Here is a 24,132-nt window from a genome sequence, read left to right on the forward strand (position 1 = left end):
CCAGACGCGATTCTAACCGGTTCCGGTCCTTTTTTGATGCAACGCAGCATCCGGCGCTTCGCGCCATCCTCACCCGGTAGCGCCGGGCGATGCCTGGCGGCGCCGTCAATCAAACCAACTCAAGAATCTCGTCACCGGCCTCGTCGATGTCTCCGGTCGGGCGCCAGCCCAGGCGCCGATAGAAGCCGTGCGAGCGCGATCGCGGGTCGGCCGAGCAGGCCAGGAACAGGCGCCGGTGGCCGGCGTCGCGGGTCAGGCTGACCACCTCCTGCAGCAGCTGGCGGCCGATGCCACGGCCTTCGTAATCCGGCAGCAGGGCCAGCACCAGCACTTCACCGCTGTCGCGGTCGGCGAAGCAGTAGCCGGCCATGCGCTCGCCGTCCCAGGCGATGCGGCCGATGAAATCGCCACCGGAGATGCCTTCGGCCCATGTCTGCGCGGTGATGCCCAGCTCCGCCAGCTGCAAGGCACTGAAGGCGTTTTCGCGGGTACGCCCACGCAGGTCGATGCAGGCGGCAGCGTCTTCAGGGCGCGCATCGCGGACGAATACAGGCATGCAGGGCTTCCTTGCAGTGATCGGCCGGCCAGTATCCGCATCACGCATGGACCTGGTGTGTAGGGCGCATGGAGATTGGATGGAGAAAAAGGGGACGGAGGGGATTAAGTCGTTTAAGGCCCAAACGTCATACAGGGCAAAGACGAATTAATCCCCTCCGTCCCCTTTTTCTCAGCGCTTGCGCCGGATCAGCGCGGAGGACGCGTCCAGCACCGCGCGGGTCAGCAGCGCCATGGTCTGCACGTCGCCTTTCCAGTGCTGCCAGTACAGCGGTACGTCTTCCCACGCGCGCTGGCGCACATAGACCAGGCGTCCAGCATCCAGGTGCCGCTTGACCAGCGGCAGGGGGTTCATGGTCCAACCCATGCCGCCCAGGTTGGCCTGCACGAAAGCGCGGGTGGACGGGATCCACCAGGTCGGCGCGGTGCTGGGCAGATCGTCGCCGGCCATGCGCCGGGCAAAGCGCGACTGCATGTCGTCCTTGCGGTTGAACACCAGCACCGGGGCCTGTGCCAACGCCTGCGCGGTCACGCCCTTGGCGAAGTGGCGCTCGCGGAACTCGGGCGTACAGGTCGCTGCGTAGCGGATGCTGCCCAGCGCGTGGATCTGGCAACCCTGCACCGGCTCGTCCAGCGTCGTCACCGCGCCCAGCACCGTGCCCTGGCGCAGCAGTTCGACGGTGTGGTCCTGGTCCTCCACGCGCAGGTCCAGGGTGGTGCCGGTGGTCTGCGCGAACTGGTAGGCCGCCTGCGGGAACCAGGTTTCCAGGCTGTCGTGGTTCACCGCCACCGGGATGCTGGCCTGTGGCAGATCCTCGTCGGCCAGGCCCATCCGGTGCAGTGCATCATGCTCGAGCAGGGCGGTCTGCTCGGCCAGCTGCACCAGCAGCTGGCCTTCGGCAGTCGCGGTTGCCGGGGTGCCACGTTTGACCAGCAGGCGGCCGATGCGGTCTTCCAGTGCCTTGACCCGCTGCGAAATGGCCGAGGGGGTGACATTGAGCGACTGCGCGGCACGGTCGAAGCTGCCTTCGCGGATCACCGCCGCCAGGGCCCGAAGCTGGGCATGGTCGATGCGCATGGAGATTAAGCTCCGCTAATGTTGGTTTAGTAAGTTTAGCTCGTCTTTTCTATGTTGCGGCGCGACAATGGCGCCCGTTCCGGTGCTGTCCGCCTTCGCGAGGCACCGCTCCCCCCAAGCAAGACAAGGTAGTGAATCCCATGTTCTCGGTCATCTCCGCCAGCACCGGCCTTGGTGCCTGGTTCTCTGGTGCAGCCACCGGCATCGGCCTGTTCGCCGTGGTCGGTGCCCAGAGCGCCTTCATCCTGCGCCAGGGCATCCTGCGCAAGCACATCGTGCCGGTGGTCGCCACCTGTGCGGCCATCGATGCGATCTTCATCTTCGCCAGCGTGGCCGGTCTGCGCACGCTGACCACGGCGCTGCCGTGGCTGACCACCGCCGTCCTCTGGACCGGCGTGGCCTTCCTGGCCTGGTATGCGATGAAGTCCGCACGCCGTGCGATTGCTGGTGGCGGCGGCATGGGCGAGGCCGACAGCGACGATGGCAGCCGCCGTGCGGTGCTGATGGCGGCGGTCGGCTTCTCGCTGATCAACCCGCACTTCTGGCTGGACATGATGGTGATCGGCTCCATCGCCGAGAACTTCGGCAATGCGCGCATGGCCTTCGCCGCCGGCGTGGTCACGGCCAGCTGCCTGTGGCTGACCGCGCAGGGCCTGGGCGCGCGCCTGCTGGCGCCGTTGTTCACCAAGCCCAGCACCTGGCGTGTGCTGGACGGCACGATCGCGGTGATCCTCAGCATCCTGGCTCTCACGTTGGCGGTGCGCGGGGTCCATTGACCCGGCGCACGCCCCCCGAACCCACGTCCTGACTCTCTCTCCAAGGTAGTGGTAACGACGGCACCGGCAACGGTGCCGTCGTTTTTTGTGGGCCACTGGCGGTCCGGTCGGCAGCCTGCCTAGAATCGGCCAGCCGGGACAAGGGGTCCAGGCAGGGGGAGAAGGATGCACAAGCGCTGGCTGGCCGCCATCATCGTGGCGGGATTGTGGTGTGGAACCGCTGCTGCGATCGATCTGGGCGCCTATGTGCGAGCGGACAAGTTCGGCGATGTCGTGCTGTCTCCCGGAGGCGACTATCTCGCCGCGACCGTACCTGCGGACGGCTTCACCGCTGTGATCATCCTCCGTACGGACGACAACACGCCGGTGGGCAACCTGCGCCCACCCCTCAATTCGCATGTCTTCAACATGCACTGGGTCAACAACGATCAGGTGATGTTCGGTCTGGCGCAGAAGTTCGGCACCCGCGATGCGCCCTGGGCCACCGGCGAGCTGCTGACACTGGATGCGCGCACCGGGCGACCGGAACTACTGGTGGGCTACCGCGATCTTGGCCTGCGCGTGCGGCCCAAGTACCGGACGTCGGCTGCTGCGTTCCTCAGTGACGCGCTGCCCGGCGATGATGCCCACGTGGTCATCGCGGTAGGCGGATCGCGGCTGGATGCCAACGGCTATGCGGCCCAGCTGGAACTGGCAAGCGGCAAGCAGCGGCTGCTGGCCCGCGCGCCCATGCCGGGTGCCTCCTATGTGGTGGATGCCCGAGGCGACGTGCGCTTTGTACAGGGCGCCGGAACCGACAATGTCCATCGGCTCTACCACCGCAACGGTGGTGATTGGGTGCTGGTCAATGATGAGAAACGCAGTGGCCGCAGCGAGGCGTCGCTGGGCTTTTCCGCCGACGGCCAGCTGGCCTACCTGCTCAGCGAGCAGGCCAGCGGCCCCGATGCCATCGTCAGCTGGAACCCGGCCACGCAGGAGCGCAAGGTCGTGCTGCGCGACGAGGTCGTCGATCCGGCGCGACTGATCCACCGCCCGGGCAGCACCGTGCCGGTCGGCGCTCTGTTCCTGGGGAACACGCCGCATACCCGGTTCTTCGACGAGAGCTCCGAGGAGGCGCGGTTGTACCGGAGCCTGGAAGCGGCCTTCCCCGGGCGTGCAGTGTTCATCACCTCCAGTACCCGCGACGGTCGCCGCCTGCTGGTGGAAACCGGGTCCGGCTCCAATCCGGGCGAGTTCTACCTGTACGACCGCGACCGCAACCAGGCGCGCTTCCTGATGGCGCGCAGCGAATGGATTGACCCGCAGACCACGGCGTCGGTGCGGCCGGTCCTGCTGAAGGCGCGCGATGGGTTGGAGCTCCATGGATTCCTGACAGTCCCACATGGCAGTACCGGCCGCGATCTGCCGATGGTGGTGGTGCCGCATGGCGGGCCGATCGGGATATTCGACAACGGTGGTTTCGATCACGAGAACCAGCTGCTGGCCGCCGCCGGCTACGCCGTGCTGCAGATCAATTTCCGCGGCTCGGGCAACTATGGCCGTGCCCACAGCCGGGCAGCACAGCAACAGTGGGGGCGCGCGATGCAGGACGACGTGACTGACGCCACGCGCTGGGCGATCAGCGAAGGCATCGCCGATCCCAAGCGCATCTGCATCTACGGCGCCAGCTACGGCGCCTATTCGGCGATGATGGGCGCCGCGCGCGAGCCGGGGCTGTACCAGTGCGCGGCCGGCTATGTGGGCGTCTACGACCTGCCGCTGATGTTTACTGACGGCGACATCCAGGACCGCGATTCCGGAATGAGCTACCTGCGCGAGTGGCTGGGTGATCCGGCCACACTGGCCGCGGTCTCGCCGGTCAACCTGGCCGAGCGGATCAAGGTGCCGGTGTTCCTGGCAGCCGGTGGTCAAGACAAGCGTGCTCCGATCCAGCACACCGAGCGCATGGAAGCTGCGCTCAAGCGTGCCGGTACGCCGGTGGAAAGCCTGTACTACAAGACCGAAGGGCACGGCTTCTATACCGAGGCCCATCGCAGCGAGTACTACGGCAAGCTGCTGGCGTTCCTGTCGCGCAGCCTCGGTGGCAAGACCGCCACGACTGTGGCTGCGGACGGCAAGGGCAAGGCGCCGTAACGCAAAGGGCGGCGGATGGTTCATCCGCCGCCCCGGTTCCTGCCTCTGCGTGGGCTTACTTCACCCCGTGCATCATCTTCTTCAGCAGCGGAGCGGCGATGAAGGCGGCCAGCGCGCAGCCGAGGCCGATCCACATCAGCAGCCAGAACAGGTGCGCATAGGCACCAGCCGCGGCGACCATGTCCAGCGATTCGCCTTCCGGCACCTCGATCGCGGCCAGCTTGCCGAACAGTGCGGCCAGCGTTTCCGAGAATGCAGTGGCCAGGAACCAGGTGCCCATCATCAGGCTCATCACCCGCGGCACCGCCAACTGGGTCACCGCCGACAGGCCGACCGGCGACAGGCACATTTCACCGCTGGCCAGCAGGAAGTAGGCCAGCACCAGCCACCACACGCTGGCCATCTCGCCGGTGGCGCCAACCTGCTGTGCAGCCAGTGCCAGTGGGACGAATGAAAGCGCGCCGATCACCAGGCCCCAGGCCGACTTCACCGGCTTGCCCGGCTCCCAGCCACGGCGGTCCATCCAGGTCCACAGTGCGGCGAAGGCCGGGGCCAGCAGCACCAGGAACAGGCCGCCGAGATAGGTGAGCGAGCCGGCGGTCTGCGGAATCACCAGGCAGTCGCGCACCAGCAGCACCAGCATCAGTACGACGATGGCGGCGAAGAAGGTGCGCGGCGCCGACGACCCCGGACGGCGCTCGGACAACCGCGCGCTGACCACGAAGCCGAGCGGTGCCAGCAGCAGCGAGATGATCGACCACGGCAGCGGCGTGCCACCGGTGATCACCAGCGACGGCACGATGTCCTTGGTCAGCAGGCGGTCGGTGAAGGTCACCCACGAGCCATAGGACTGCTCGTACATCGTGAAGAACACCAGCGCCATGAAGATCAGCACCATCAGCGCGATCATCTGCTGGCGCTGCACCGGCGTGCACTTCGTGCCGGTGAACCAGGCGAACCAGACCAGCACGCCGCCCAGCACCACCAGCATCAGCATCAGCGCCAGGCTGATTTCGCCGCCCAGCGCGAACGCGCCGTTGCCGGCCGCCCACATCAGCCACGCCACTGGCAGTACACCGAGCACCGCGCACAGATAAATGAGCCATTCGCGCGGCAGTCCCAGCACCTTCTGCTTCAGCGCGGCCGGCTGTGGCGGTTCGGCATGGCCCTGCAGGTACTTCTGGCCCCACAGGAACATCGCCAGGCCGGCCAGCATGCCGATGCCGGCGGCGCCGAAGCCGTATTTCCAGCCATAGGCCTCGCCAAGGAAGCCGCACACCAGCGAGGAGAACAATGCGCCGAGGCTGATGCCGGCGTAGAACAGCGAGAAACCCGAATCGCGGCGCGGGTCGTCCTTGGCGTACAGCTTGCCGACGATGGTGGAGATGTTCGGCTTCAGGAAGCCCACGCCCATGATGATCAGCGCCAGCGACAGGTAGGTCACCGCCAGCGCGGAGGTATCGCGCACCACTTCGCCGTTGACCCGGTAGGCCGCGTGGCCCTCGAAGGCCATGCCCAGATGGCCGAGCACCAGCAGGATGCCGCCGAACAGCACCGCCCGGCGCATGCCCAGCCAGCGGTCGGCCAGCATGCCGCCGAACACCGGGATGCAGTACACCAGGCCACCGTAGGCGCCAAGCAGGTCCAGGCCGGCCTTGTCGCCGAACAGGTGGTACTTGGTCAGGTACAGCAGCAGCAGCGCCTTCATGCCGTAGAAGGAGAAGCGCTCCCACATCTCGGTGAAGAAGCAGACGTAGACACCCTTGGGATGGCCCAGGAAATCGTCGGAAGCGATAGCGGTGGAATTCATCGCGGAATTATAGGCCTGTGGCCCGATCCGCTTTCAGTGGATCCACGCCATGCGTGGATTGCCGGACTGGTCTGGGCGATCACAGGTATCGCAACCACGGCAGATCGCGCCTTCGCGCTTTGAACCGCGCGAAGGCCCGCGTCGGCGGGTACAGCACCACCGCCAGCGCACAGGCCACCAGCAGCAGGCCGGCCACCGAATCCAGTGCGTACAGGTCACCGTGCGTCGGTCCCCAGATCGCCAGCGCGGCCAGGTACAGCCCCTTCAGCACATACAGGTGCAGCAGGTAGAAGAACATCGGCGCGGCGCCAATATCTGCCAGCAGGCGCAGCGCACGCGCCAGAGGTGGCCATTCGTACAGGCGCAGCAGCAACAGGCCCACGCCCAGGGTCAGCAGCAGGAACTGCAATGACGGCGGATACTTGGTGATGTTGAGGATGCTCAGCCAGGTGCGCAGCGTCGTGGTCTGGTACTGCCACGGTGCATCCCCGTACTGGTTGGCGAATCGCAGCAGTGCGAACAGGGCCAGCGCGCCGATGCCTGCCCACAGCAGCCAGCGCTGGCGCTGCTCTGGCGCGCGCTCGCGACCGAACCACGGCCCCATCAGGTAGCCCAGTGCGATCACCCCGATCCACGGCAGCAGCTGATAGGACGTGCGCAGGCGCAGCGCACCGGCCTCGATCCAGTCGCGCTGGTGCAGCACTTTCCACAGCACCGGCAGCAGGCCATTGCCTTGCACCCGTAAGCCGTCGAACAGGTTGTGCCCGGCCACCACCGCGATTGCCAGCACCAGCAGGGCCGGGCGTGGCAGCCAAAGCAGCCCGGCCAGCGCGATCATGCTCAGCCCGATGGCCCAGATCACCTGCAGGTACAGCGTGTCCGGCGGCAGCTGGAAGGTCCAGGCGAAATTCACCAGGGTCAGTTCCAGCACGACCAGGAACAGCCCGCGCTTGAGCAGGAAGGCTGCGGTGGCCCGGCGCGGATCCGCCTGGCGCTGCCCGTACAGCCAGGCCGACAGGCCGGTCAACAGGACGAACACGGGCGCACACAGGTGCGCCAGCAGACGGCAGGTGAACAGCGCAGGGGAGACCGTCGCCGCGTCCATCGGGTCGCTTACCTGGTGCTGCAGGAAGAAGGTCTCGCGCACGTGGTCGAGCAACATCAACAGCATCACGGTGCCGCGCAGCTGGTCGATGGAGGCCAGGCGGAGGGAGGGGGAAGGGACCACGTGGGATGCTCGACCGGCGTGACAGGATATAACATAACGTTCTGCCGCGTAGCCCGTCAGGGTTGGCAGACAGCTGCGCTCCAACCCGTCCGCTTGTCGTACCTGATGGGGATCACCCGAGTCGATCCGTCAGGCGCAGCTTTCAGGCAGAACTTCGCCGTGTAGCCCCTGATTGGGCCATTGGTGGGAGCGTTGAGGTAGACCTCATACAAGGTTGCAGGAATCAATGGCTGTGGAGAGGTGCGCAGCGTGGCCGAGGCTGGCAGATCACCGTAGACGATGCACTGGCCCGGCGCCAAAGGCTCTGCGGGAGTCAGGTCGTACATGAACGACCATGCCTTCACCGTGTCGTGGTGATAGACCATCACCGCTTGCAGGATACGGGGCGATCGGACCCATTCCAGTGCCCGCGGAGGCAGGCCGAAACAAGGTATTCCTTCCCGATCCTCGATCACCGCGGTGCCAAACCCGCTGTAGGCGTTGACGTTGCCTATACCCAGCAGCAGGCACAGCATCGCGCCCGCTGCAACGAGGAAGGCTCGCATCATCGTGATCAATGGTGCGTCTGCCATGCGGTCTCCTTGCCGACGATGTGTTGGTGGCAGTGCACGGTGTTGGATTCCGGGAATCGACTCAAGCAGGCGCTGAGCCGCAAACCCCATCGCCTGGCACGCATCGCCCGGTGGGCCGGGGGCGTCGGGGGATTGGGGTCAAGGGACCCCCGCTCCGACAAACCGGTGCACTGTGCACAACTTGGTCAAACACGACACATCTGAAGGGGCCAAGGGCCTGCTGGGGCGCAGTGCTGGGCGAGGGCTTGCCAGCCGGTACCAACCGCACTGGACTTGCCGCCCCCTGAACGCTAGCGTGGCAGGGATTTTTTGCCAGCAGGGGCTTCCATGAACCACGACGCTGCGCCCAAGCAGCTCACCTTCCGCGCAGTGGCCCTGGCCATCGTGCTGGCGGTGGTGCTGTCGGCCGCAAACGCCTACCTCGGTCTGTTCGCAGGCCTGACCATCGCCACCGCCATTCCCGCCGCGGTGATTTCCATGGGCGTGCTGCGCCTGCTGGGCGGTGGCTCCATCCTTGAAAACAACATCGTGCAGACCGGTGCCTCGGCCGGCTCGTCGATCGCCGCGGGTGTGATCTTTACGATTCCGGCGCTGGTGATCATGGGCTACTGGCCGGACTTCAAGTACTGGTGGGTGCTGGGCATCGCCGGCCTGGGCGGCCTGCTGGGCGTGCTGTTCTCGGTGCCTCTGCGCCGTTCGATGATCGTCGAAGACCCGCTGCCGTTCCCGGAAGGCAAGGCCGCGGCCGAAGTGCTCAAGGCCGGTGAGAACCCGGGCCCGGGCCTGAAGATCCTCGGCCTGTCGGCGGTGATCGGTGCGTTCGTGAAGCTGGCCGCGGAAAGCGGCATGCGCCTGATCCCGGACGCCTGGGCCACCTCGGCCTATGTCGGCAGCTCCAAGGTCACCGCCTTCATCGGCACCAACCTGTCGCCGGCGCTGCTGGGCGTGGGCTACATCGTCGGCCTCAACGTCGGCATCGTGGTGGTGTCCGGCTCGATCCTGACCTGGCACATCGCCATCCCGATCTACCAGGCGTTCTTCATGAACACCGATCCGGCATTGGCCGCGTCGGTTGCCGCAGCGTCCTCCACCGAAGCCGCGTTCGCCATCTGGGGCGCGAAGATGCGTTACCTGGGCGTTGGCGCCATGCTGATCGGTGGCATCTGGACCCTGATCTCGCTGCGCAAGTCGCTGCTGAACGGCGTCAAGAGTGGCTTCGCCGCTGCCCGCAAGAGCGGTGGCCCGGTGCTGGCGCACACCGAGCGCGACCTGCCGATGAAGTGGATGCTGGTCGCCCTGGTGGCCTTCGTGCTGCCGCTGCTGGCCCTGTACCAGGCCATCGTCGGCCAGTGGCACGTGTCGATCCCGATGACCCTCATCATGATCGTCGCCGGCTTCCTGTTCGTGTCGGTCTCGGCCTACCTGGCCGGCCTGATCGGTTCGTCCAACAACCCGGTTTCGGGCATCACCATCTCCACCATCCTGTTCGCCTCGGCCGTGCTGGTCGTGCTGCTCGGTGCCGATGGCCTGAAGCCGGTCGGTGCTGGCGGTGCGCCGCTGGGTGCGGTGGCCGCGATCATGATCGGTGCGGTGGTGTGCTGCGCCGCCGCGGTCGGCGGTGACAACCTGCAGGACCTCAAGGCCGGCTACATCGTCGGTGCCACCCCGTGGAAGCAGCAGCTGATGCTGGGCATCGGTGCGTTCTCGTGCGCGCTGATCATGGCCCCGGTGCTGAACCTGCTGGCCACCGCCTACGGCATCGGCGTGAAGTCCGAGCTGCATCCGAACGCGCTGGCTGCGCCGCAGGCCAACCTGATGGCCTCGGTGGCCAAGGGCCTGTTCGGTGGCGAACTGCCGTGGACCTTCATCGGCATCGGTGCCGTGGTCGGCGCCGCCATCATCGCCTTCGACAGCTGGCTGAAGGCGCGCAACGCCCGCTTCCGCGTGCCGGTGCTGGCCGCCGCCATCGGTATCTACCTGCCGCTGGAGCTGATGGTGCCGATCTTCCTTGGTGGCCTGATCGCCTACCTGGTCGAGCGCTTCCACAAGGTGCGTGCCGATGACGAGGAAGGCCGCGACCGCGTGCACAAGCCAGGCGTGCTGTTCGCCGCCGGCCTGATCACCGGCGAGGCGCTGATGGGCATCGCCATCGCGATTCCGATCGTGGTCAGCAGCCGCGCCGACGTGCTGGCCGTGCCGTTCCACCTGCCGGGCGCACAGTGGATCGGCCTGGCCGTGCTGTTCCTGGTCGGCTGGCTGATCTACCGCACCGGCAAGCGCGCAGTCGCGTAAGCAATGCGGTCGGATCCCTTCCCGCAGGAAGGGCTCTGACCCCGCGCTGACAGCGTCTGGGGTCAGAGCCGATTCCGCCGGAATCGGATCCGACCCCGGTGTCCCCGCAAACCCCGCCCCGGCGGGGTTTGCTGTTTCTGGCGGCTGCCCGCCCGCAGCCATGACCGATGGCCTTGGCAGCCCCGGCCGCACGGGCCTAACATCGGTTTTTTGCCGTCCTGCGGAGACCCCGATGAAACTGCGTCATGCCCTGCTGCCACTGAGCCTGCTGGCCGCCCTGCCCAGCGTTGCCGCTGCCCGTGGCCTGGAAGTCCGCGACATGGTGGCCATGGACCGCGTCTCCGCGCCGGTACTGACCGCTGACGGCGGCACCGTGGTGTTCGCCAAGCGCAGCGTCGACGCCAACCTGAAGGCCTCCACCGCGCTGTTCGCACGCAACCTGCGCACCCGCGATGCGGCGCCGCCGAAGCAGATCACCCCGGCTGGCTGGAGCGTCAATTCTGCTTCGCTGTCGGCCGATGGCCAGACCGTGTACTTCCTCAGCGCCAAGAACGGCAGCCAGCAGCTGTACGCGCAGCCGATCAGCGGCGGTGCTCCGCGCCAGCTGACCGACTTCCCGGTGGACGTGGACAGCTACCACGTGTCGCCGCAGGACGACCGCGTGCTGTTCAGCGCCGGCGTGTTCCAGGCCTGCGCCTCGGACCTGGCCTGCACCGAAAAGAAGCTGAAGGATGTAGCCGGCGCCAAGGCCAGCGGCAAGGTCTTCGATTCGCTGTTCGTGCGCCACTGGGATACCTGGAACGACGGCCGCCGCAACACCCTGTTCGTGGCGCCGCTGCCGGCAGCCAAAGCCGGCGCGGTCAAGGGCGCTTCGGCGCTGAGCGCGACCATCGATGGCGACGCGCCGTCCAAGCCGTTCGGTGGCAATGACGATTTCGCGTGGTCGCCGGATGGTGCCAGCGTGGTGGCCAGCATCCGCGTGGCCGGCAAGCAGGAGCCGTGGTCGACCAACTTCGACCTGTACCGCTTCGACGCTGCGGGCAAGCAGGCACCGGTCAACCTGACCGCGTCCAACCCGGCCTGGGATGCCGGCCCGGTGTTCAGCGCCGACGGCAAGACCCTGTTCTACCGTGCGATGAAGCGCCCGGGCTTCGAAGCCGACCGCTTCGGCCTGATGGCGATGGACCTGGCCAGCGGCAAGACCCGCGAGATCGCCCCGCAGTGGGATCGTTCGGCCGGTGGCATCGCCCTGTCCGCCGACGGCGCCAGCATCTACACCACCGCCGATGACCTTGGCGAGCACCCGCTGTTCCAGATCGACGTGGCCAGCGGCAAGGCTACCAGGCTGATCGGCGACGGCAGCGTGACCTCGGTCGACGTGGCCGGCACCAGCGTGGCCATCACCCGCAACAGCCTGAAGAGCAACGACCAGGTGCTGGTCGGCCTGCTCCCGGCCGCGGGCCAGCCGATCGGCGAGCTGCGCGCGCTGACCCCAGCCGCTGGCGACGTACTGAAGGACGTGTCCTTCGGCGACTACGAGCAGTTCGAGTTCAAGGGCTGGAACAACGACACCGTGCACGGCTACGTGGTCAAGCCGCACAACTACCAGGAAGGCAAGTCCTACCCGGTCGCATTCCTGATCCACGGCGGTCCGCAGGGCAGTTTCGGCAACGGCTGGAGCTATCGCTGGAACCCGCAGACCTACGCGGGCCAGGGCTACGCGGTGGTGATGATCGACTTCCACGGTTCCACTGGCTACGGCCAGGCCTTCACCGATGCGATCAGCCAGCACTGGGGCGACCGCCCGCTGGAAGACCTGCAGAAGGGCTGGGACGCGGCGCTGAAGAAGTATTCCTTCCTCAACGGTGAAAAGGCCTGTGCGCTGGGCGCCAGCTACGGCGGCTTCATGGTCAACTGGATCGCCGGCAACTGGAACAGCCCGTTCAAGTGCCTGGTCAACCATGACGGCGTGTTCGACCAGCGCATGATGGGTTACGCCACCGAAGAACTGTGGTTCACCGAGTGGGAGCAGGGCGGTACGCCGTACCAGAAGGCGGCGAACTATGAGAAGTTCAACCCGGTCAACCACGTGGCCGACTGGAAGAAGCCGATCCTGGTGATCCACGGCCAGCAGGACTTCCGCATTCCGGTCGAGCAGGGCCTGGCTGCGTTCACCGCTGCCCAGCGCCAGGGCATCGAATCGAAGTTCCTGTACTTCCCGGATGAGAACCACTGGGTGCTGAAGCCGAACAACAGCATCCTGTGGCACGACACCGTCAATGCCTGGCTGAAGCAGCACATCGGCGAATAAGCCGGTCCAGCGCCGCCCCCCGGGGCGGCGCTCTGCTTGTTGTAGAGCCGAGCCATGCTCGGCTGCTCTGTGCCTCCTTTCCCGCCAACAGCAGCCGAGCATGGCTCGGCTCTACATGAGCGCATGCATGCCTTCGACTGCTCTGATCCAGAACGACATCGTCGTCTTTGGTTTGATCGCCGCCACGCTCGGCGCCGTGTTCTGGACCGCCTCCCGTGAGCAGGGCCTGTGGAAGCGCTTCTACACCTTCGTGCCGGCGCTGCTGCTGTGCTACCTGATTCCCGGCATCTACAACACCGTCGGCCTGATCGACGGGCAGAACACCAGGCTCTACAACCCGATCGCGCGCGACATCCTGCTGCCGGCGGCGCTGATCCTGCTCACCCTGGCGGTGGACATCAAGGGCATCCTGCGGCTCGGCCCGAAGCTGGTGCTGATGTACCTGGGCGCTTCGGCCAGCATCATGCTCGGCGCGGTAGTGGCTTTCCTGCTGATGCGCGCCGTACATCCGGAAACCGTGGCCGGTGACACCTGGGCCGGCATGGCCGCGTTGGCGGGCAGCTGGATCGGTGGCGGCGCCAACATGCTGGCGATGCGCGAAGTGTTCGACGTCAACGCCACCACGTTCGGCCAGTTCGCGGTGGTCGACGTGGGTGTCGGCTACGTGTGGATGGCCGCTCTGATCTTCCTGGCCGGGCGTACCGCGAAGATCGATGCACGCAGCGGCGCAGATACCTCGGCCATCGATGAGCTGAAGGAGCGCATCGCGCGCTTCCAGGCTGAGCATGAACGCATTCCCAGCCTCACCGACCTGATGTTGATCGTGGCGGTGGCCTTTGGCGGTGTCGGGCTGGCCCACGCCATTGGCGCGCCGCTGGCGGCGTGGTTCAAGGCCAATGTCAGCTGGGCTGCGCAGTTCAGCCTGGATGCGCCGTTCGTGTGGGTGGTGGTGCTGTCGACCACGTTGGGCCTCAGCCTCAGTTTCACCCGTGCACGCAATCTCGAGGGCGCGGGTGCATCGCGCCTGGGCTCGCTGCTGCTGTACTTCCTGATCGCCTGCATCGGCATGCAGATGGATCTGCTGGCGCTGCTGGACCGTCCGTGGCTGTTCCTGCTGGGCATCATCTGGATCAGCGTGCACATCGTGCTGCTGTGGTGCCTGGGCAAGCTGCTGAAAGTGCCGTTCTTCTACTTCGCCATCGGCTCGCAATCGAACATCGGTGGGCCAGCCTCGGCACCGGTGGTGGCCGCGGCGTTCCATCCGGCGCTGGCGCCGGTGGGCGTGCTGCTGGGCACGATGGGCTACGCCACCGGCACCTATCTGGCCTACATCGTCGGCATCACCCTGCGCGCGCTGGCCGGGCAGGGTTGATCCTGTAGAGCCGAGCCCAAGCTCGGCTGCTCTTCGTCGTCACCTGCACGAATGCAAAAGCAGCCGAGCATGGGCTCGGCTCTACAGTAGATCCACGCCATGCGTGGATGGTGCGGACCACGGTCCGCACCCACCAGCGGCGGTTACGCCGCCTGCAGCAACCCGCGTTCGATCAACCAGGCTCTGGCGTCTTCGGCATCCTGCTCGAACCACGCCCGGGTAGACCCCAGCCGATACGTATACCCCCAGGCATCCATGTCGGCCATCAGCCGCGCACTGCCGACACCCGGCAACCGCCCGGCCAGCACGATCTGCAGGTAGCAGGTGGCATCTTCCTCGGCCACCGAGTCGGTGGCGTCGGTGTGCACCTGCGCGCGCCGCTCCGGCGGCAATACGATCAGGTGGCAGGCTTCGTGCAGCATCGAGTGCACGGGGGTGTCATCGCGCACATAGACATTGCTGGCGATGATGCCCGCCTCGGGCTCGCCCCAGTAGCTGCCGGGAATCGGTTCGCCGGCCGCCACGTGGTGCAGCAGCAGGCCATGCGCGGCGAGCAGGCACTGCGCGTCGGTGAAGGCGATGTCGCCCACGCAGGTGATGTCCTCGGCGGTCGTCGTATCGGTCATGCAGGTCACGCAGCCCCGCCCATGCAGGCACGGGCGGGGCGGGGCATCAGGGTTTGTCCGGGCCTTCAGGCAGCGCCACGGAGATGTCCAGCACATCGTGCTGGCCATCCTTCACCAGGTCGACCTTCACTGCATCGACGTCGATGTTCACGTACTTCTTGATCACTTCCAGCAGCTCGCGCTGCAGCAGCGGCAGGTAGTCCGGGCCACCGCGGTGGCTGCGTTCCTGCGCGATGATGATCTGCAGGCGGTTCTTTGCGGTTTCGGCGGTGGTCTTCTTCGCTTTGAGGAAATCGAACAGGCCCATGCTTACCCTCCGAACAGCTTGCTGAAGAAGCCCTTCTTCTCGACGCTGGTGAAGCGCATCGGGCGATCTTCGCCGAGGATGCGCGCGACGGCGTCGTCATACGCCTGGCCGGCGGCGGATTCGACATCCAGGATGACCGGCTCGCCCTTGTTGGAGGCATTGAGCACGTCGCCCGATTCCGGAATCACGCCGATGGCCTTCAGGCCAAGGACTTCCTCGACGTCGGCGATGCTGAGCATCTCGCCGGTTTCCACGCGCAGCGGGGTGTAGCGGGTCAGCAGCAGGAACGCGGGCACGTTCTGCCCGGATTCGGCCTTGTGGGTCTTCGAGTCCAGCAGGCCGATGATGCGGTCGGAGTCGCGCACCGAGGACACTTCCGGGTTCACCACCACCACGGCGCGGTCGGCGAAATACATCGCCAGGAACGCACCCTTCTCGATGCCGGCCGGCGAGTCGCAGATGATGTAGTCGAAGCCATCGGCGGCCAGGTCCTTCAGTACCTTGCCCACGCCTTCCTGGGTCAGTGCATCCTTGTCGCGGGTCTGCGAGGCGGCCAGCACGTACAGGTTGTCGAAGCGCTTGTCCTTGATCAGGGCCTGCTTGAGGGTGGCTTCGCCGTGCACGACGTTGACGAAGTCGTACACCACGCGGCGTTCGCAGCCCATGATCAGGTCGAGGTTGCGCAGGCCGACGTCGAAGTCGATCACCGCCACCTTCTTGCCGCGCCGCGCCAGGCCACAGGCCAGGCTTGCGCTGGAAGTGGTCTTGCCCACGCCGCCCTTGCCGGAGGTGACTACGATGATTTCAGCCAAAGGACTTCTCCTGGTTCTGCATTAGTTTGGGGCTGCGTCAGTCCAGCGCAGCGATCTTGATCTGGTCCTGTTCCAGCCACACCTGCACGGCCTTGCCGCGCAGGTTGTCCGGTACATCGTCCAGTACCTTGTAGTGGCCTGCAATGGCCACCAGTTCCGCATGGAAATCACGGCAGAAGATGCGTGCCGCGGTGTTGCCCTGGGCCCCTGCCAGCGCGCGGCCGCGCAGGGTGCCGTAGATATGGATGCTGCCATCGGCGATGACCTCGGCGCCGGCGCCGACGGTGGCCATCACGGTCAGGTCGCAGTTCTCCGCGTACAGCTGCTGGCCCGAACGCACGTTGCCCAGCTGCATGCGGCCCGGTTGCGGTGCGGCTGCATCGGCGACCTTGGCCACCGGTGCGGCCGGGGCCGGCTTCGGCTCGGCACGAACGGCGCGGCGCGGTTCCGGCGCGGGCGGCGGGGCCGGTTCGGCCTCAACACGCTCGTACTGGGCGCGGAACTTGGCCAGCAGCGGCAGGCCGAGCTGCTGCGAGAGCAGGTCGACCGCGCTGGTGCCATAGGCCAGCGCCACCGGCAGCACGCCGGCGCTGCGCAGGCCATCGACCAGCGCCTGCGCGGTGGCCACGTCCGGCACCTGGCTCAGGCCGCCGAAATCGAGGATCACCGCCGCGCGGCCGAACAGCTTCGGCGCGCGGGTCACGCGCTCGCGCATTTCCTGCACGAGGCGTTCGACATCAAGGGTACGGATGCGCAGGTTGGCGATGCCCACCTGGCCGATCTTCAGTTCACCGGCCTGTTCGTAATCGAAATTCACCGCCACGCTCAGGTCCCCGTCGGCCGCTGTGCCTGCGCCGGCAGTTGCCGGGCGCGTGTCCATGCCACATCCGGCAGCTTGCCGCCGTAGGTCTCCTGGACCCACGGGTAGCTGCACAGTTCCTTGGCCAGCATGCTGGCACGCACATCGACCTGGGCCATGGTGTTCTGGCCCAGCTCGCGGAAGCCGAAGCTGCCGTGGAAGAGCAGGGCGGCATCGGCGCCATGGTCGAGGAAGACTTCGCAGGTCATCTGCGGGTAGCGCAGCTCGGCAAAGCTCTGCGCGTCGGCATAGAACGCACGGCCGACGCCACCGCCGCGGCGGCGGCTGGCGACCACGATGCGGTCGATGTAGAAGAACGGGGTGTCCAGATGCTGCTTGAACCAGGCGAAGTTGCTGCTGTCGTGCTGGCTGTCGCTGCCGAAGCCGATCAGGAAGCCGGCCAGGTTGCCGTCGCGCTCGGCGACGCGGAAATACTCAGCGGTTTCATAGAACAGGCGCAGGCGGGCCGCATCCAGGGGAAGGATGGCCAGGCCAGCGTTGTTGTTCAAAGCCAGGACGGAATCGAGCTCGTGCTCGCGCACGTCGCGGATGACAATCGACATTGTGACTCCGTGGGGTAACGCGGTTGGTCCATCAAGGGACCCTGCGCACGATTATTGCATGCCCGGGGTGGGCTGCGGCATGAACAGGCGACCGCGGAGGCATGACTTCCGTGGGAGTGCGTGACGCAGGCCGGCCCCGTAGAGTGCTGGCATGTTGGGAGTCCTCAGCCATACCCGCGTCCTCCGCCTGGCCGGCCTGTTCACCTGGGTCATGGTCGGCCTGCCCCTGGCGTACTCGCAGTTCGAGAACCTGCACAGCCGCAGCGACATGGGCGGCTGGGCGATCCTGCTGTTCGTCGCCTACCTGTCCTTCGGTACGGCCTACTACTGGTTGACCCGCATCCTGCGCAGCGACAGCCACACCAGCTGGCTGGACCGCGGCCTGCTGTTGTTGCTGACAGCCTCGGCGCTGGGGGTCAGCTTCCTCAGCGGTTCGGGCCTGGGCAGCATCCTGATGATGGTGGCCGCCGGGGTCATTCCGTGGATGTTGTCGGTACGGCTGGGGGTGCTGTGGCTGCTGGTCAGCCAGTTGGCGGTCGCTCCGGTCTATTACATGCTGCTGCGCTTCCCGCTGTTCGAAGCGGTGATGCAGTCGCTGCTGTACGGCGGCTTCTCCATGTTCATCTTCGTGACCAGCCTGGTGGCGCGGCAGCAGACCGAGGCCCGCGACGAACAGCGTCGGCTCAATTCAGAGCTGCGTGCCACCCGCGCCCTGCTGGCCGAGAGTGCCCGCGTCAACGAGCGCACCCGTATCTCGCGCGAGCTGCATGACCTGCTGGGCCATCAACTGACCGCGCTGACCCTGAACCTGGAAGTGGCCGGGCACCTGGCCGAAGGGCAGGCGCTGGAGCATGTGAAGCGCTCCCACGCCCTGGCCAAACTGCTGCTGGGCAACGTGCGCGAGGTGGTCAGCCAGCTGCGCGAGACCGGCGCGATCGATCTGGCCGCGGCGCTGCGCCCGCTGACCGAGAACGTGCCTTCGCTGGACATCCAGCTGGACATCGAGGATCCGCTGAACGTGGAGGACCCGCAGCGGGCCCACGTGCTGCTGCGCTGCACCCAGGAGATCATCACCAACGCGGTGCGCCACGCCGGTGCCCGCCACCTGTGGATCAAGGTGTACCGTGAAGCCCCGGACCGTGTGGTGGTGGAGGCCCGCGACGACGGTGTCGGCGCGGACATGGTCAACGTGGGCAATGGCTTGCGCGGCATGCGCGAGCGCCTGCAACAATGTGGCGGCCAGCTGCAGATCGAGACCCGTCCCGGCGAAGGCTTCCGCCTGCGGGCGACGGTGCCGGCAACGGTGCTGGTGGCCACCCTTACCAAGGTTCCTGAAGGAGTACGTTGATGATTCGCGTCTGCCTGGTTGATGACCAAACCCTGGTGCGGCAGGGAATCCGCTCCCTGCTGGCACTCGACGATGGCATCGAGGTGGTGGCCGAGGCCGGCGATGGCCGGCAGGCGGTGGAGCTGATCCCGCAGGTGCGCCCTGACGTGGTCCTGATGGACATGCGCATGCCGGTGATGTCCGGACTGGAAGCGCTGCAGGTGCTGTCGCGGCAGGAACAGCTGCCGCCGACCATCATCCTCACCACCTTCGACGACGATCAGCTGGTGCTGGCCGGCCTCAAGGCCGGTGCCAAGGGCTACCTGCTCAAGGATGTGACCCTGGCACAGCTGGTTGGTGCCATCCGTACCGTGGCCGAAGGCGGTTCGCTGGTGCAGCCGGCGGTCACCCAGCGCCTGTTGTCGGGCCTGGAGCACATGCGCAACGAGTTCGTCAGCCTGGACCGCCCGGACCCGCTGACCGACCGCGAGACCGAGATCCTGCGGCTGATGGCCAGCGGTTTCTCCAACAAGGAGATCGCCAACTCGCTGGGCGTAGCGGAGGGAACCATCAAGAACCACGTGTCCAACATCCTCTCCAAGCTGGGTGTGCGCGACCGTACGCGCGCGGTACTGAAGGCGTTCGAACTCCAGCTGGTCTGAGGAAAACCGTTTCGGTACAAAGACTTGGGCGGTAGCTGGGGGTTCCGGCCAAGGTTGCCCCCTACTTGCCGGGTAGCGGTATGCGTTACCCTTCGAATTCTTTGTCCATACAAATACGCAGCCGGCAGGGAAACCGGTGCGCCAATCCCGATAAACAATGCCCGCGAAGCCTGCTAGGATTGGCGCTTCGCTTCAATCAACCCGGCCGTGGGATCGGCCCCGGAGACTCTCTGAATGACCCGTATTATCGAGTTCCTGATCGCCTTGGGGATCGTGGCTGGCCTGTTCGTCATCATTGGCGTATGTCTGCCGGGCGAGCGTCACATCACCGAAAGCATCGAGACCAACCGCAAGATGACGATCGTGTACGACACGGTCAGCAGCCTGCGCCGCTTCAAGGACTGGAACCCGCTGGTACTGCGCGATCCCGCCGTTGAACTGAAGCTGTCCGGCCCGGCCTCCGGCAAGGGCGCCACCCTCGACTTCACCTCCAAGGATCTGGGCACCGGTTCCTGGAAGATCACCGACGCCGAAGAGAACAAGCGCGTTGCGATCGCCATCGAAGACGGCACCAAGGGTCACGACAAGGTCACCACCTTCACCCTGGAGCCGACCGGCAAGGGCGGCCGTAACGTCAAGATCACCCAGGACTACTCGGTGAAGTACGGCTTCGACCTGTTCGGCCGTTACGCCGGCCTGTATGTCAGCCGCCAGATCGGCGACGACATCAAGATGGGTCTGTCGCGCATGGCCAACATGCTCGCCAGCGTGCCGAACGTCGACTACCGCACCCCGGAAGCGCCGCTGACCGATCTGGCCATCGTCGATGTGCCGGCCGAGGACCTGCTGGTCGTCAACGCCGGTAACGTGGATCGCGGTCAGGACACGATCACCAAGTCCATCAAGGACAACCAGGAATGGATCAAGCGCGTGATGGAGGCCAATGGCCTTGAAGCCGCCGGTCCGTTCCGCATCATCACCACCGACTTCGGTCAGGAGAAGTACGCCTTCGACATCGCCCAGCCGGTGAAGAAGAAGGGTGCCGAAGGCGCTGCTGCTGAAGCCCTGACCGTCAAGATCGACGGTGGCGCTCCGGTCAAGTACGTGCACGTCGCTCCGCACCGCTCGGCACATGCGGCCTACACCGGCCACATGGCGGGTCTGGACGTGGCCCGCAACGGCCTGCGCGCCTGGGCTGTGACGGCGGGCAACGAAGTGATCGACCGTCCGTATGAATCCTGGAAGGACGGCATCGACAAGTCGTTCACCCCGGAAGGTACCTACGACATCTACTGGGCCGTCAAGTAAGCCTCGGCTGACCCATGTAATGTTGGACACGAAAACGCGCCGCTCACTGCGGCGCGTTTTTTTTCATCTGGCGCCCGGCAAGGGGCGCTGCGCAAGGAGCCCTCATGTTCAACCTGGAACGTCGCGCACGTAAGCCTTCCCTGCTGGCCTGTCTCGGCGCGCTGCTGGCGGCCGCCTCGATCGGCCTGTCCGCCTACGCATCGCACGGTGTGGCCGACCCGCTGGCGCAGCAGCATCTGAACATGGCGGCGCTGTACGCGTTCGCACATGGTGCGGTGCTGGTGGCGCTCGGGCCGCGCGCGCAGGGCGCGATCGCGCATCTGGCGCTGTACGTGCTGCTGCTGGGCGTGCTGCTGTTCTCCGGCAGCCTGGTGGGTGGCGCGCTGTGGCAGTGGCCGACGCGGATGGCACCGATCGGTGGCACCAGCATGATGGCCGGATGGGTGTTGCTGGCGATCAATGCGTTGAGGCGGTAACGGTAGCAGGGCCTTTGCTTCGATCCATGACAATGCGATCGTGAGGGTTCACGGGCGTTACTTTTCCTTTCGCGCGAAAAGAAAAGCAACCAAAGGAAACGCGCCGCCGGCCGCGAGCCGGTGCTGCGCACCGGTCCCCTGTGCTCCTGTGCCCGTCGAAGGACGGTGCGGAGAGCAGCCGAGCATGGCTCGGCGCTAGAGAATCGCAGGCACCTCTTCGCCCTCGCCGGACCTGCGGTGCTCGGCTCGCTTGAGGGCGGACCCAACAGCCGCGCGCTGATCCGTTGCAGGGTCTCGGAGTGAAGCGACCCGCTCTTGCCTTTGTTCTGTTGTTCCATCCCGGGGCGGACGCGCGCGGAAACTCTCCGTGGCCGGGCGGGTGGGTTGCGCAGGTGCGTAAGCGCCACGGATGGCGCGCCCGGGCCTACAAGGACGTATTTACGGCGTCCCCTGCCACCGGCCCCCCCCCGCCATCCCACGGAATGCACGCTGTTGCTGTTGTCGTTGCGTCGGCCGTTGCCTCTGCAGGTGCAGGGCTGCAAGCCCTGCCAAACAAGCCTCAACTCTCGCAGTTGGCGAACAGGTCGCGGTCGCGCTCGTACAGCGAGGTCTTCACCTGCATCAGGCCCAGCACCGACGGGAACAAATTGTCATGGTCGGTATAGGCCGCCGACCGCTTGCGCACGCACTGCAGGTCCAGCCCGCGGCTGCTGGCGAAGCCCGGCGAGAACCACATCGTCATCGGAACGCGGGTCTGCTCGGCCGGGGCGATCGCATACGGCACGCCGTGCAGGAACAGGCCCTTCTCGCCCAGCGATTCGCCATGGTCGGACAGGTAGATCATCGCCGTGTCGTAATCCTCCATGCCCTGCAGCGTGCCGATGGTCTTGGTCAGGAAATGATCGGTGTACAGCACGGCATTGTCGTAGCTGTTGGTGATCTCTTCGCGCGAGCAGCGGCCGATGTCACGGGTGTCGCAGGTTGGCTTGAAGCGGGCGAAGGCGGCCGGGTAGCGCTCGAAATACGCGGGGCCGTGGTTGCCAAGCTGATGCAGCACCACCACCCGGTCGCCGGGTTTGGCCCGCACCTGGGTGGCCAGGTCCTGCAGCAGGATCTCGTCCATGCAGCGGCCATCGGCACACAGCCCCGGTGTGGTCGCATCGGACAGCGACTGGAACTCCAGGCCTTCGCACACACCCTTGCAGCCGGACTGGTTGTCACGCCACAGCGGTGCGATGCCTGCACGGTTCAGTACGTGCAGCAGCGACTGGTGCGCGCGTATTTTCTTTTCGTCGTAGTCGTGGCGCCCCCACGGCGAGAACAGGCACGGCAGCGACACTTCGGTGCTGGTGCCGCAGGAGTGCATGTCGGGGAAGTTGATCACCGGTGCCTGGGCCAGTTCCGGGGTGGTGTTGCGGCCACCGTTGAGTCCCCAGTTCTGCGCACGCACGGTCTCGCCCATGACGATCACCAGCAGGCGCGGCTTGCTGGCAGGTGCACGCGGGGTGGCCTTGGCATCGGTGCCGATCGGCAGCTTCGGCGCGCGCTGCACCGGGTTGTCGCCACGCAGTGCACGCGGCAGGCCCAGCAGCACGTTGGCCGGGGTGGCGAGGTAACGCACTTCACGCTGGTTGCGCATCAGCGCGGAGACATCCTGGAACGAGATCAGCGCACCGCCAACGGCGGTCACCGCTGCCACGACCAGGAAGCCGAGGCGCCACAGCAGGCTGCGGCCCCAGCTGCGGCGGCGCAGCTGCACGCGCCACAGCACGATCATCGGCAGGATGGCCAGCAGCAGCACCGGCCACAGCAGCGACATGGTCATCAGCTCGCGGCTTTCCTTGGGGTCGGTCGCCAGTACGTTGCGCAGCATGTCCGCATCCAGGTAGATGTGGTAGCGGCTCATGTAGTGCGCAGCGAACGCTGTCACCAGCAGCAACAGGCTGATCACCACCTTGGCATTCCAGCGCCAGACCAGGATGCCCAGCAGTACGCCGTGTGCACCCAGCAGCAACAGCAGCAGCGAAAGCCCGTAGCGCAGGCTGCCCGGATGGCTGGCCATTGCGCTGTGCCAGAACAGGCCGTTGCCGGCCACCGCGAAGAACAGACTGGTCAGCGCGATCAGTGCTTCGGTGGAAAGCTGCGGCCGCCAGTGGCGAAGACCCGCAAGGGCGGGGAGGCGGGCGGGGCGTTGGACCGATGCACTCATGCGTTTGCCTCCTGGCGGTTGGGACGGTCCAGCTGACGGCGGATCAGAACATACAGGCCCAGCGAAAGCAGCCAACATATCAACGCAGTGGCAACGTCATGCGAAAGGAAATGGGCGCCCCGCAGCTGCTGGCTGATGCCGAATACCAGGCCGGTGCCGAGGCCGATCCACAGCCCGGCCCAGCGCCAGGAGGGGCGCCACAGCAACGCGAAGAAATACAGGCAGAGCCACGCGTAGCCTGCGCTGGCATGCCCCGCCGGGAAGCAGGCCTGCGCGGCCATGCCTGCGGGGCGCGCCGTGAAAAGCCCGATGAAAGGCTGGTGGCCGCCGTAGCGGAGCAGGTCCCACGGGCATTCCATCGGTACCAGCGACTTCAGCAGGGAGATCACGCCGGTGCCCAGAGCCATGGCAATCACGACATAAAGCAGCGCCCATTGCAGGGTGCGATCACGTCCTTTGCGCCAGTGGTGGAAGCACAGCAGGATCACGACCAGCGCCGCTGCCGTGCTCAGCCATTTGCCGGCCTTGTGCACGACGCTGCGGGTGATCCAGGCGTCCTGCAACGCCCAATGGCCGCCTTCAAGGCGGAACAGATGATCGGCCACCCATTGATCGCCGCCGAAGCCCATCAGCAGCGTAAACAAGGGCAGACCGATTGCGACAGGCAGCCAGAGGTGAATTACGGCAAATCGAGACGCCAGTGGCGATGTCGCAAGCGGCGCTACCGAATCAAGTGGACGGACGGGCATGCTGGGAAGGGGCGGTTCGGGAATCCGCGGTCATGCTCGTCACCTGGATGTCGGAGAAGGGTCGGACGCTCGTTCGTGCCGGGTTAATGTTCGTCCTGCACGTGTCA

General features: G+C 66.1%; 21 protein-coding genes. 9 read left to right on the forward strand and 12 right to left on the reverse strand.

The window, feature by feature from the left end; genetic code table 11:
* Positions 1-109: 109 nt before the first annotated feature.
* Both AASM09_RS06050 and AASM09_RS06055 read right to left on the reverse strand, forming a co-directional pair.
* Positions 110-556 (reverse strand): GNAT family N-acetyltransferase, encoded by a 447-nt coding sequence (locus AASM09_RS06050; RefSeq protein WP_049429988.1) that lies wholly within the window; start codon positions 554-556, stop codon positions 110-112.
* A gap of 171 nt (positions 557-727) precedes the next feature.
* Positions 728-1,633 carry a LysR family transcriptional regulator ArgP gene (locus tag AASM09_RS06055; protein WP_005412604.1) on the reverse strand — a complete coding sequence of 302 codons (906 nt, stop codon included), beginning with the start codon at positions 1,631-1,633 and terminating at the stop codon, positions 728-730.
* Between the two features lie 140 nt (positions 1,634-1,773).
* Between AASM09_RS06055 and AASM09_RS06060 the strand changes: the two genes are divergently transcribed.
* Together AASM09_RS06060 and AASM09_RS06065 are read left to right on the forward strand one after the other, a co-directional pair.
* Positions 1,774-2,409, forward strand: a complete 636-nt coding sequence (locus AASM09_RS06060) for a LysE/ArgO family amino acid transporter (protein WP_025873889.1) — start codon at positions 1,774-1,776, stop codon at positions 2,407-2,409.
* A gap of 165 nt (positions 2,410-2,574) precedes the next feature.
* Positions 2,575-4,542 carry an alpha/beta hydrolase family protein gene (locus AASM09_RS06065; RefSeq protein WP_049429987.1) on the forward strand — a complete coding sequence of 656 codons (1,968 nt, stop codon included), beginning with the start codon at positions 2,575-2,577 and terminating at the stop codon, positions 4,540-4,542.
* A 55-nt stretch (positions 4,543-4,597) separates the two neighbouring features.
* Here AASM09_RS06065 and AASM09_RS06070 read toward each other — a convergent pair whose 3' ends face one another.
* From AASM09_RS06070 to AASM09_RS06080, 3 genes are all read right to left on the reverse strand, one after another.
* Positions 4,598-6,352 carry a peptide MFS transporter gene (locus AASM09_RS06070; RefSeq protein ID WP_343368866.1) on the reverse strand — a complete coding sequence of 585 codons (1,755 nt, stop codon included), beginning with the start codon at positions 6,350-6,352 and terminating at the stop codon, positions 4,598-4,600.
* Between the two features lie 79 nt (positions 6,353-6,431).
* The gene (locus AASM09_RS06075) at positions 6,432-7,580 is read right to left on the reverse strand and encodes a DUF1624 domain-containing protein (RefSeq protein ID WP_049429985.1); all 1,149 of its coding nucleotides are present in this window, start codon (positions 7,578-7,580) and stop codon (positions 6,432-6,434) included.
* Between the two features lie 56 nt (positions 7,581-7,636).
* Positions 7,637-8,152, reverse strand: coding sequence for a hypothetical protein (locus tag AASM09_RS06080; protein ID WP_049429984.1), 516 nt, complete (start codon positions 8,150-8,152; stop codon positions 7,637-7,639).
* 327 nt (positions 8,153-8,479) lie between these two features.
* On the opposite strand from AASM09_RS06080, the gene AASM09_RS06085 reads away from it, so the two are divergent.
* The 3 genes from AASM09_RS06085 to AASM09_RS06095 all read left to right on the forward strand — a co-directional run bounded on the left by AASM09_RS06085 (position 8,480) and on the right by AASM09_RS06095 (position 14,127).
* Positions 8,480-10,444 carry an OPT family oligopeptide transporter gene (locus AASM09_RS06085; RefSeq protein ID WP_100443783.1) on the forward strand — a complete coding sequence of 655 codons (1,965 nt, stop codon included), beginning with the start codon at positions 8,480-8,482 and terminating at the stop codon, positions 10,442-10,444.
* A 232-nt stretch (positions 10,445-10,676) separates the two neighbouring features.
* Entirely contained in the window at positions 10,677-12,755 is a 2,079-nt protein-coding gene (locus AASM09_RS06090) for an alpha/beta hydrolase family protein (protein ID WP_049429983.1), read from the forward strand.
* Between the two features lie 127 nt (positions 12,756-12,882).
* Complete coding sequence (locus AASM09_RS06095) at positions 12,883-14,127, forward strand: DUF819 domain-containing protein (RefSeq protein WP_100443784.1); 1,245 nt, start codon at positions 12,883-12,885, stop codon at positions 14,125-14,127.
* A 143-nt stretch (positions 14,128-14,270) separates the two neighbouring features.
* Here the strand turns inward: AASM09_RS06095 and AASM09_RS06100 are convergent, their stop codons facing one another.
* The 5 genes from AASM09_RS06100 to AASM09_RS06120 are packed head-to-tail and all read right to left on the reverse strand — an operon-like array spanning position 14,271 to position 17,294.
* Positions 14,271-14,753, reverse strand: coding sequence for a hypothetical protein (locus tag AASM09_RS06100; RefSeq protein ID WP_049429981.1), 483 nt, complete (start codon positions 14,751-14,753; stop codon positions 14,271-14,273).
* 46 nt (positions 14,754-14,799) lie between these two features.
* Complete coding sequence (gene minE, locus AASM09_RS06105) at positions 14,800-15,060, reverse strand: cell division topological specificity factor MinE (protein ID WP_005408532.1); 261 nt, start codon at positions 15,058-15,060, stop codon at positions 14,800-14,802.
* Positions 15,061-15,062: 2 nt separating this feature from the next.
* Positions 15,063-15,872 (reverse strand): septum site-determining protein MinD, encoded by an 810-nt coding sequence (minD, locus tag AASM09_RS06110; protein WP_005408533.1) that lies wholly within the window; start codon positions 15,870-15,872, stop codon positions 15,063-15,065.
* A 37-nt stretch (positions 15,873-15,909) separates the two neighbouring features.
* Positions 15,910-16,752 (reverse strand): septum site-determining protein MinC, encoded by an 843-nt coding sequence (minC, locus tag AASM09_RS06115; protein ID WP_049429980.1) that lies wholly within the window; start codon positions 16,750-16,752, stop codon positions 15,910-15,912.
* Positions 16,698-17,294: a GNAT family N-acetyltransferase gene (locus AASM09_RS06120; protein WP_049429979.1), complete on the reverse strand. Its 597-nt coding sequence runs from the start codon at positions 17,292-17,294 to the stop codon at positions 16,698-16,700. The genes minC and AASM09_RS06120 overlap by 55 nt, the downstream gene beginning before the upstream one ends.
* A gap of 151 nt (positions 17,295-17,445) precedes the next feature.
* Between AASM09_RS06120 and AASM09_RS06125 the strand changes: the two genes are divergently transcribed.
* From AASM09_RS06125 to AASM09_RS06140, 4 genes are all read left to right on the forward strand, one after another.
* Positions 17,446-18,642: a sensor histidine kinase gene (locus tag AASM09_RS06125; RefSeq protein ID WP_100443785.1), complete on the forward strand. Its 1,197-nt coding sequence runs from the start codon at positions 17,446-17,448 to the stop codon at positions 18,640-18,642.
* On the forward strand, positions 18,642-19,283 hold the full coding sequence (locus AASM09_RS06130) for a response regulator (RefSeq protein ID WP_005408537.1): 642 nt from the start codon (positions 18,642-18,644) through the stop codon (positions 19,281-19,283). Before AASM09_RS06125 ends, AASM09_RS06130 begins: the two co-directional genes overlap by 1 nt.
* Before the next feature lie 234 nt (positions 19,284-19,517).
* The gene (locus AASM09_RS06135) at positions 19,518-20,591 is read left to right on the forward strand and encodes an SRPBCC family protein (RefSeq protein ID WP_049429977.1); all 1,074 of its coding nucleotides are present in this window, start codon (positions 19,518-19,520) and stop codon (positions 20,589-20,591) included.
* A gap of 104 nt (positions 20,592-20,695) precedes the next feature.
* Positions 20,696-21,067 (forward strand): DUF423 domain-containing protein, encoded by a 372-nt coding sequence (locus tag AASM09_RS06140; protein ID WP_019659313.1) that lies wholly within the window; start codon positions 20,696-20,698, stop codon positions 21,065-21,067.
* A 559-nt stretch (positions 21,068-21,626) separates the two neighbouring features.
* Here AASM09_RS06140 and AASM09_RS06145 read toward each other — a convergent pair.
* Together AASM09_RS06145 and AASM09_RS06150 are read right to left on the reverse strand one after the other, a co-directional pair.
* Positions 21,627-23,276: a phosphoethanolamine transferase gene (locus tag AASM09_RS06145; RefSeq protein WP_049429976.1), complete on the reverse strand. Its 1,650-nt coding sequence runs from the start codon at positions 23,274-23,276 to the stop codon at positions 21,627-21,629.
* Positions 23,273-24,025, reverse strand: a complete 753-nt coding sequence (locus AASM09_RS06150; RefSeq protein ID WP_049429975.1) for a phosphatase PAP2 family protein — start codon at positions 24,023-24,025, stop codon at positions 23,273-23,275. Before AASM09_RS06150 ends, AASM09_RS06145 begins: the two co-directional genes overlap by 4 nt.
* Positions 24,026-24,132 lie beyond the last annotated feature (107 nt).

It is taken from the genome of Stenotrophomonas maltophilia (assembly GCF_039555535.1).
Lineage (GTDB): Bacteria > Pseudomonadota > Gammaproteobacteria > Xanthomonadales > Xanthomonadaceae > Stenotrophomonas > Stenotrophomonas maltophilia_Q.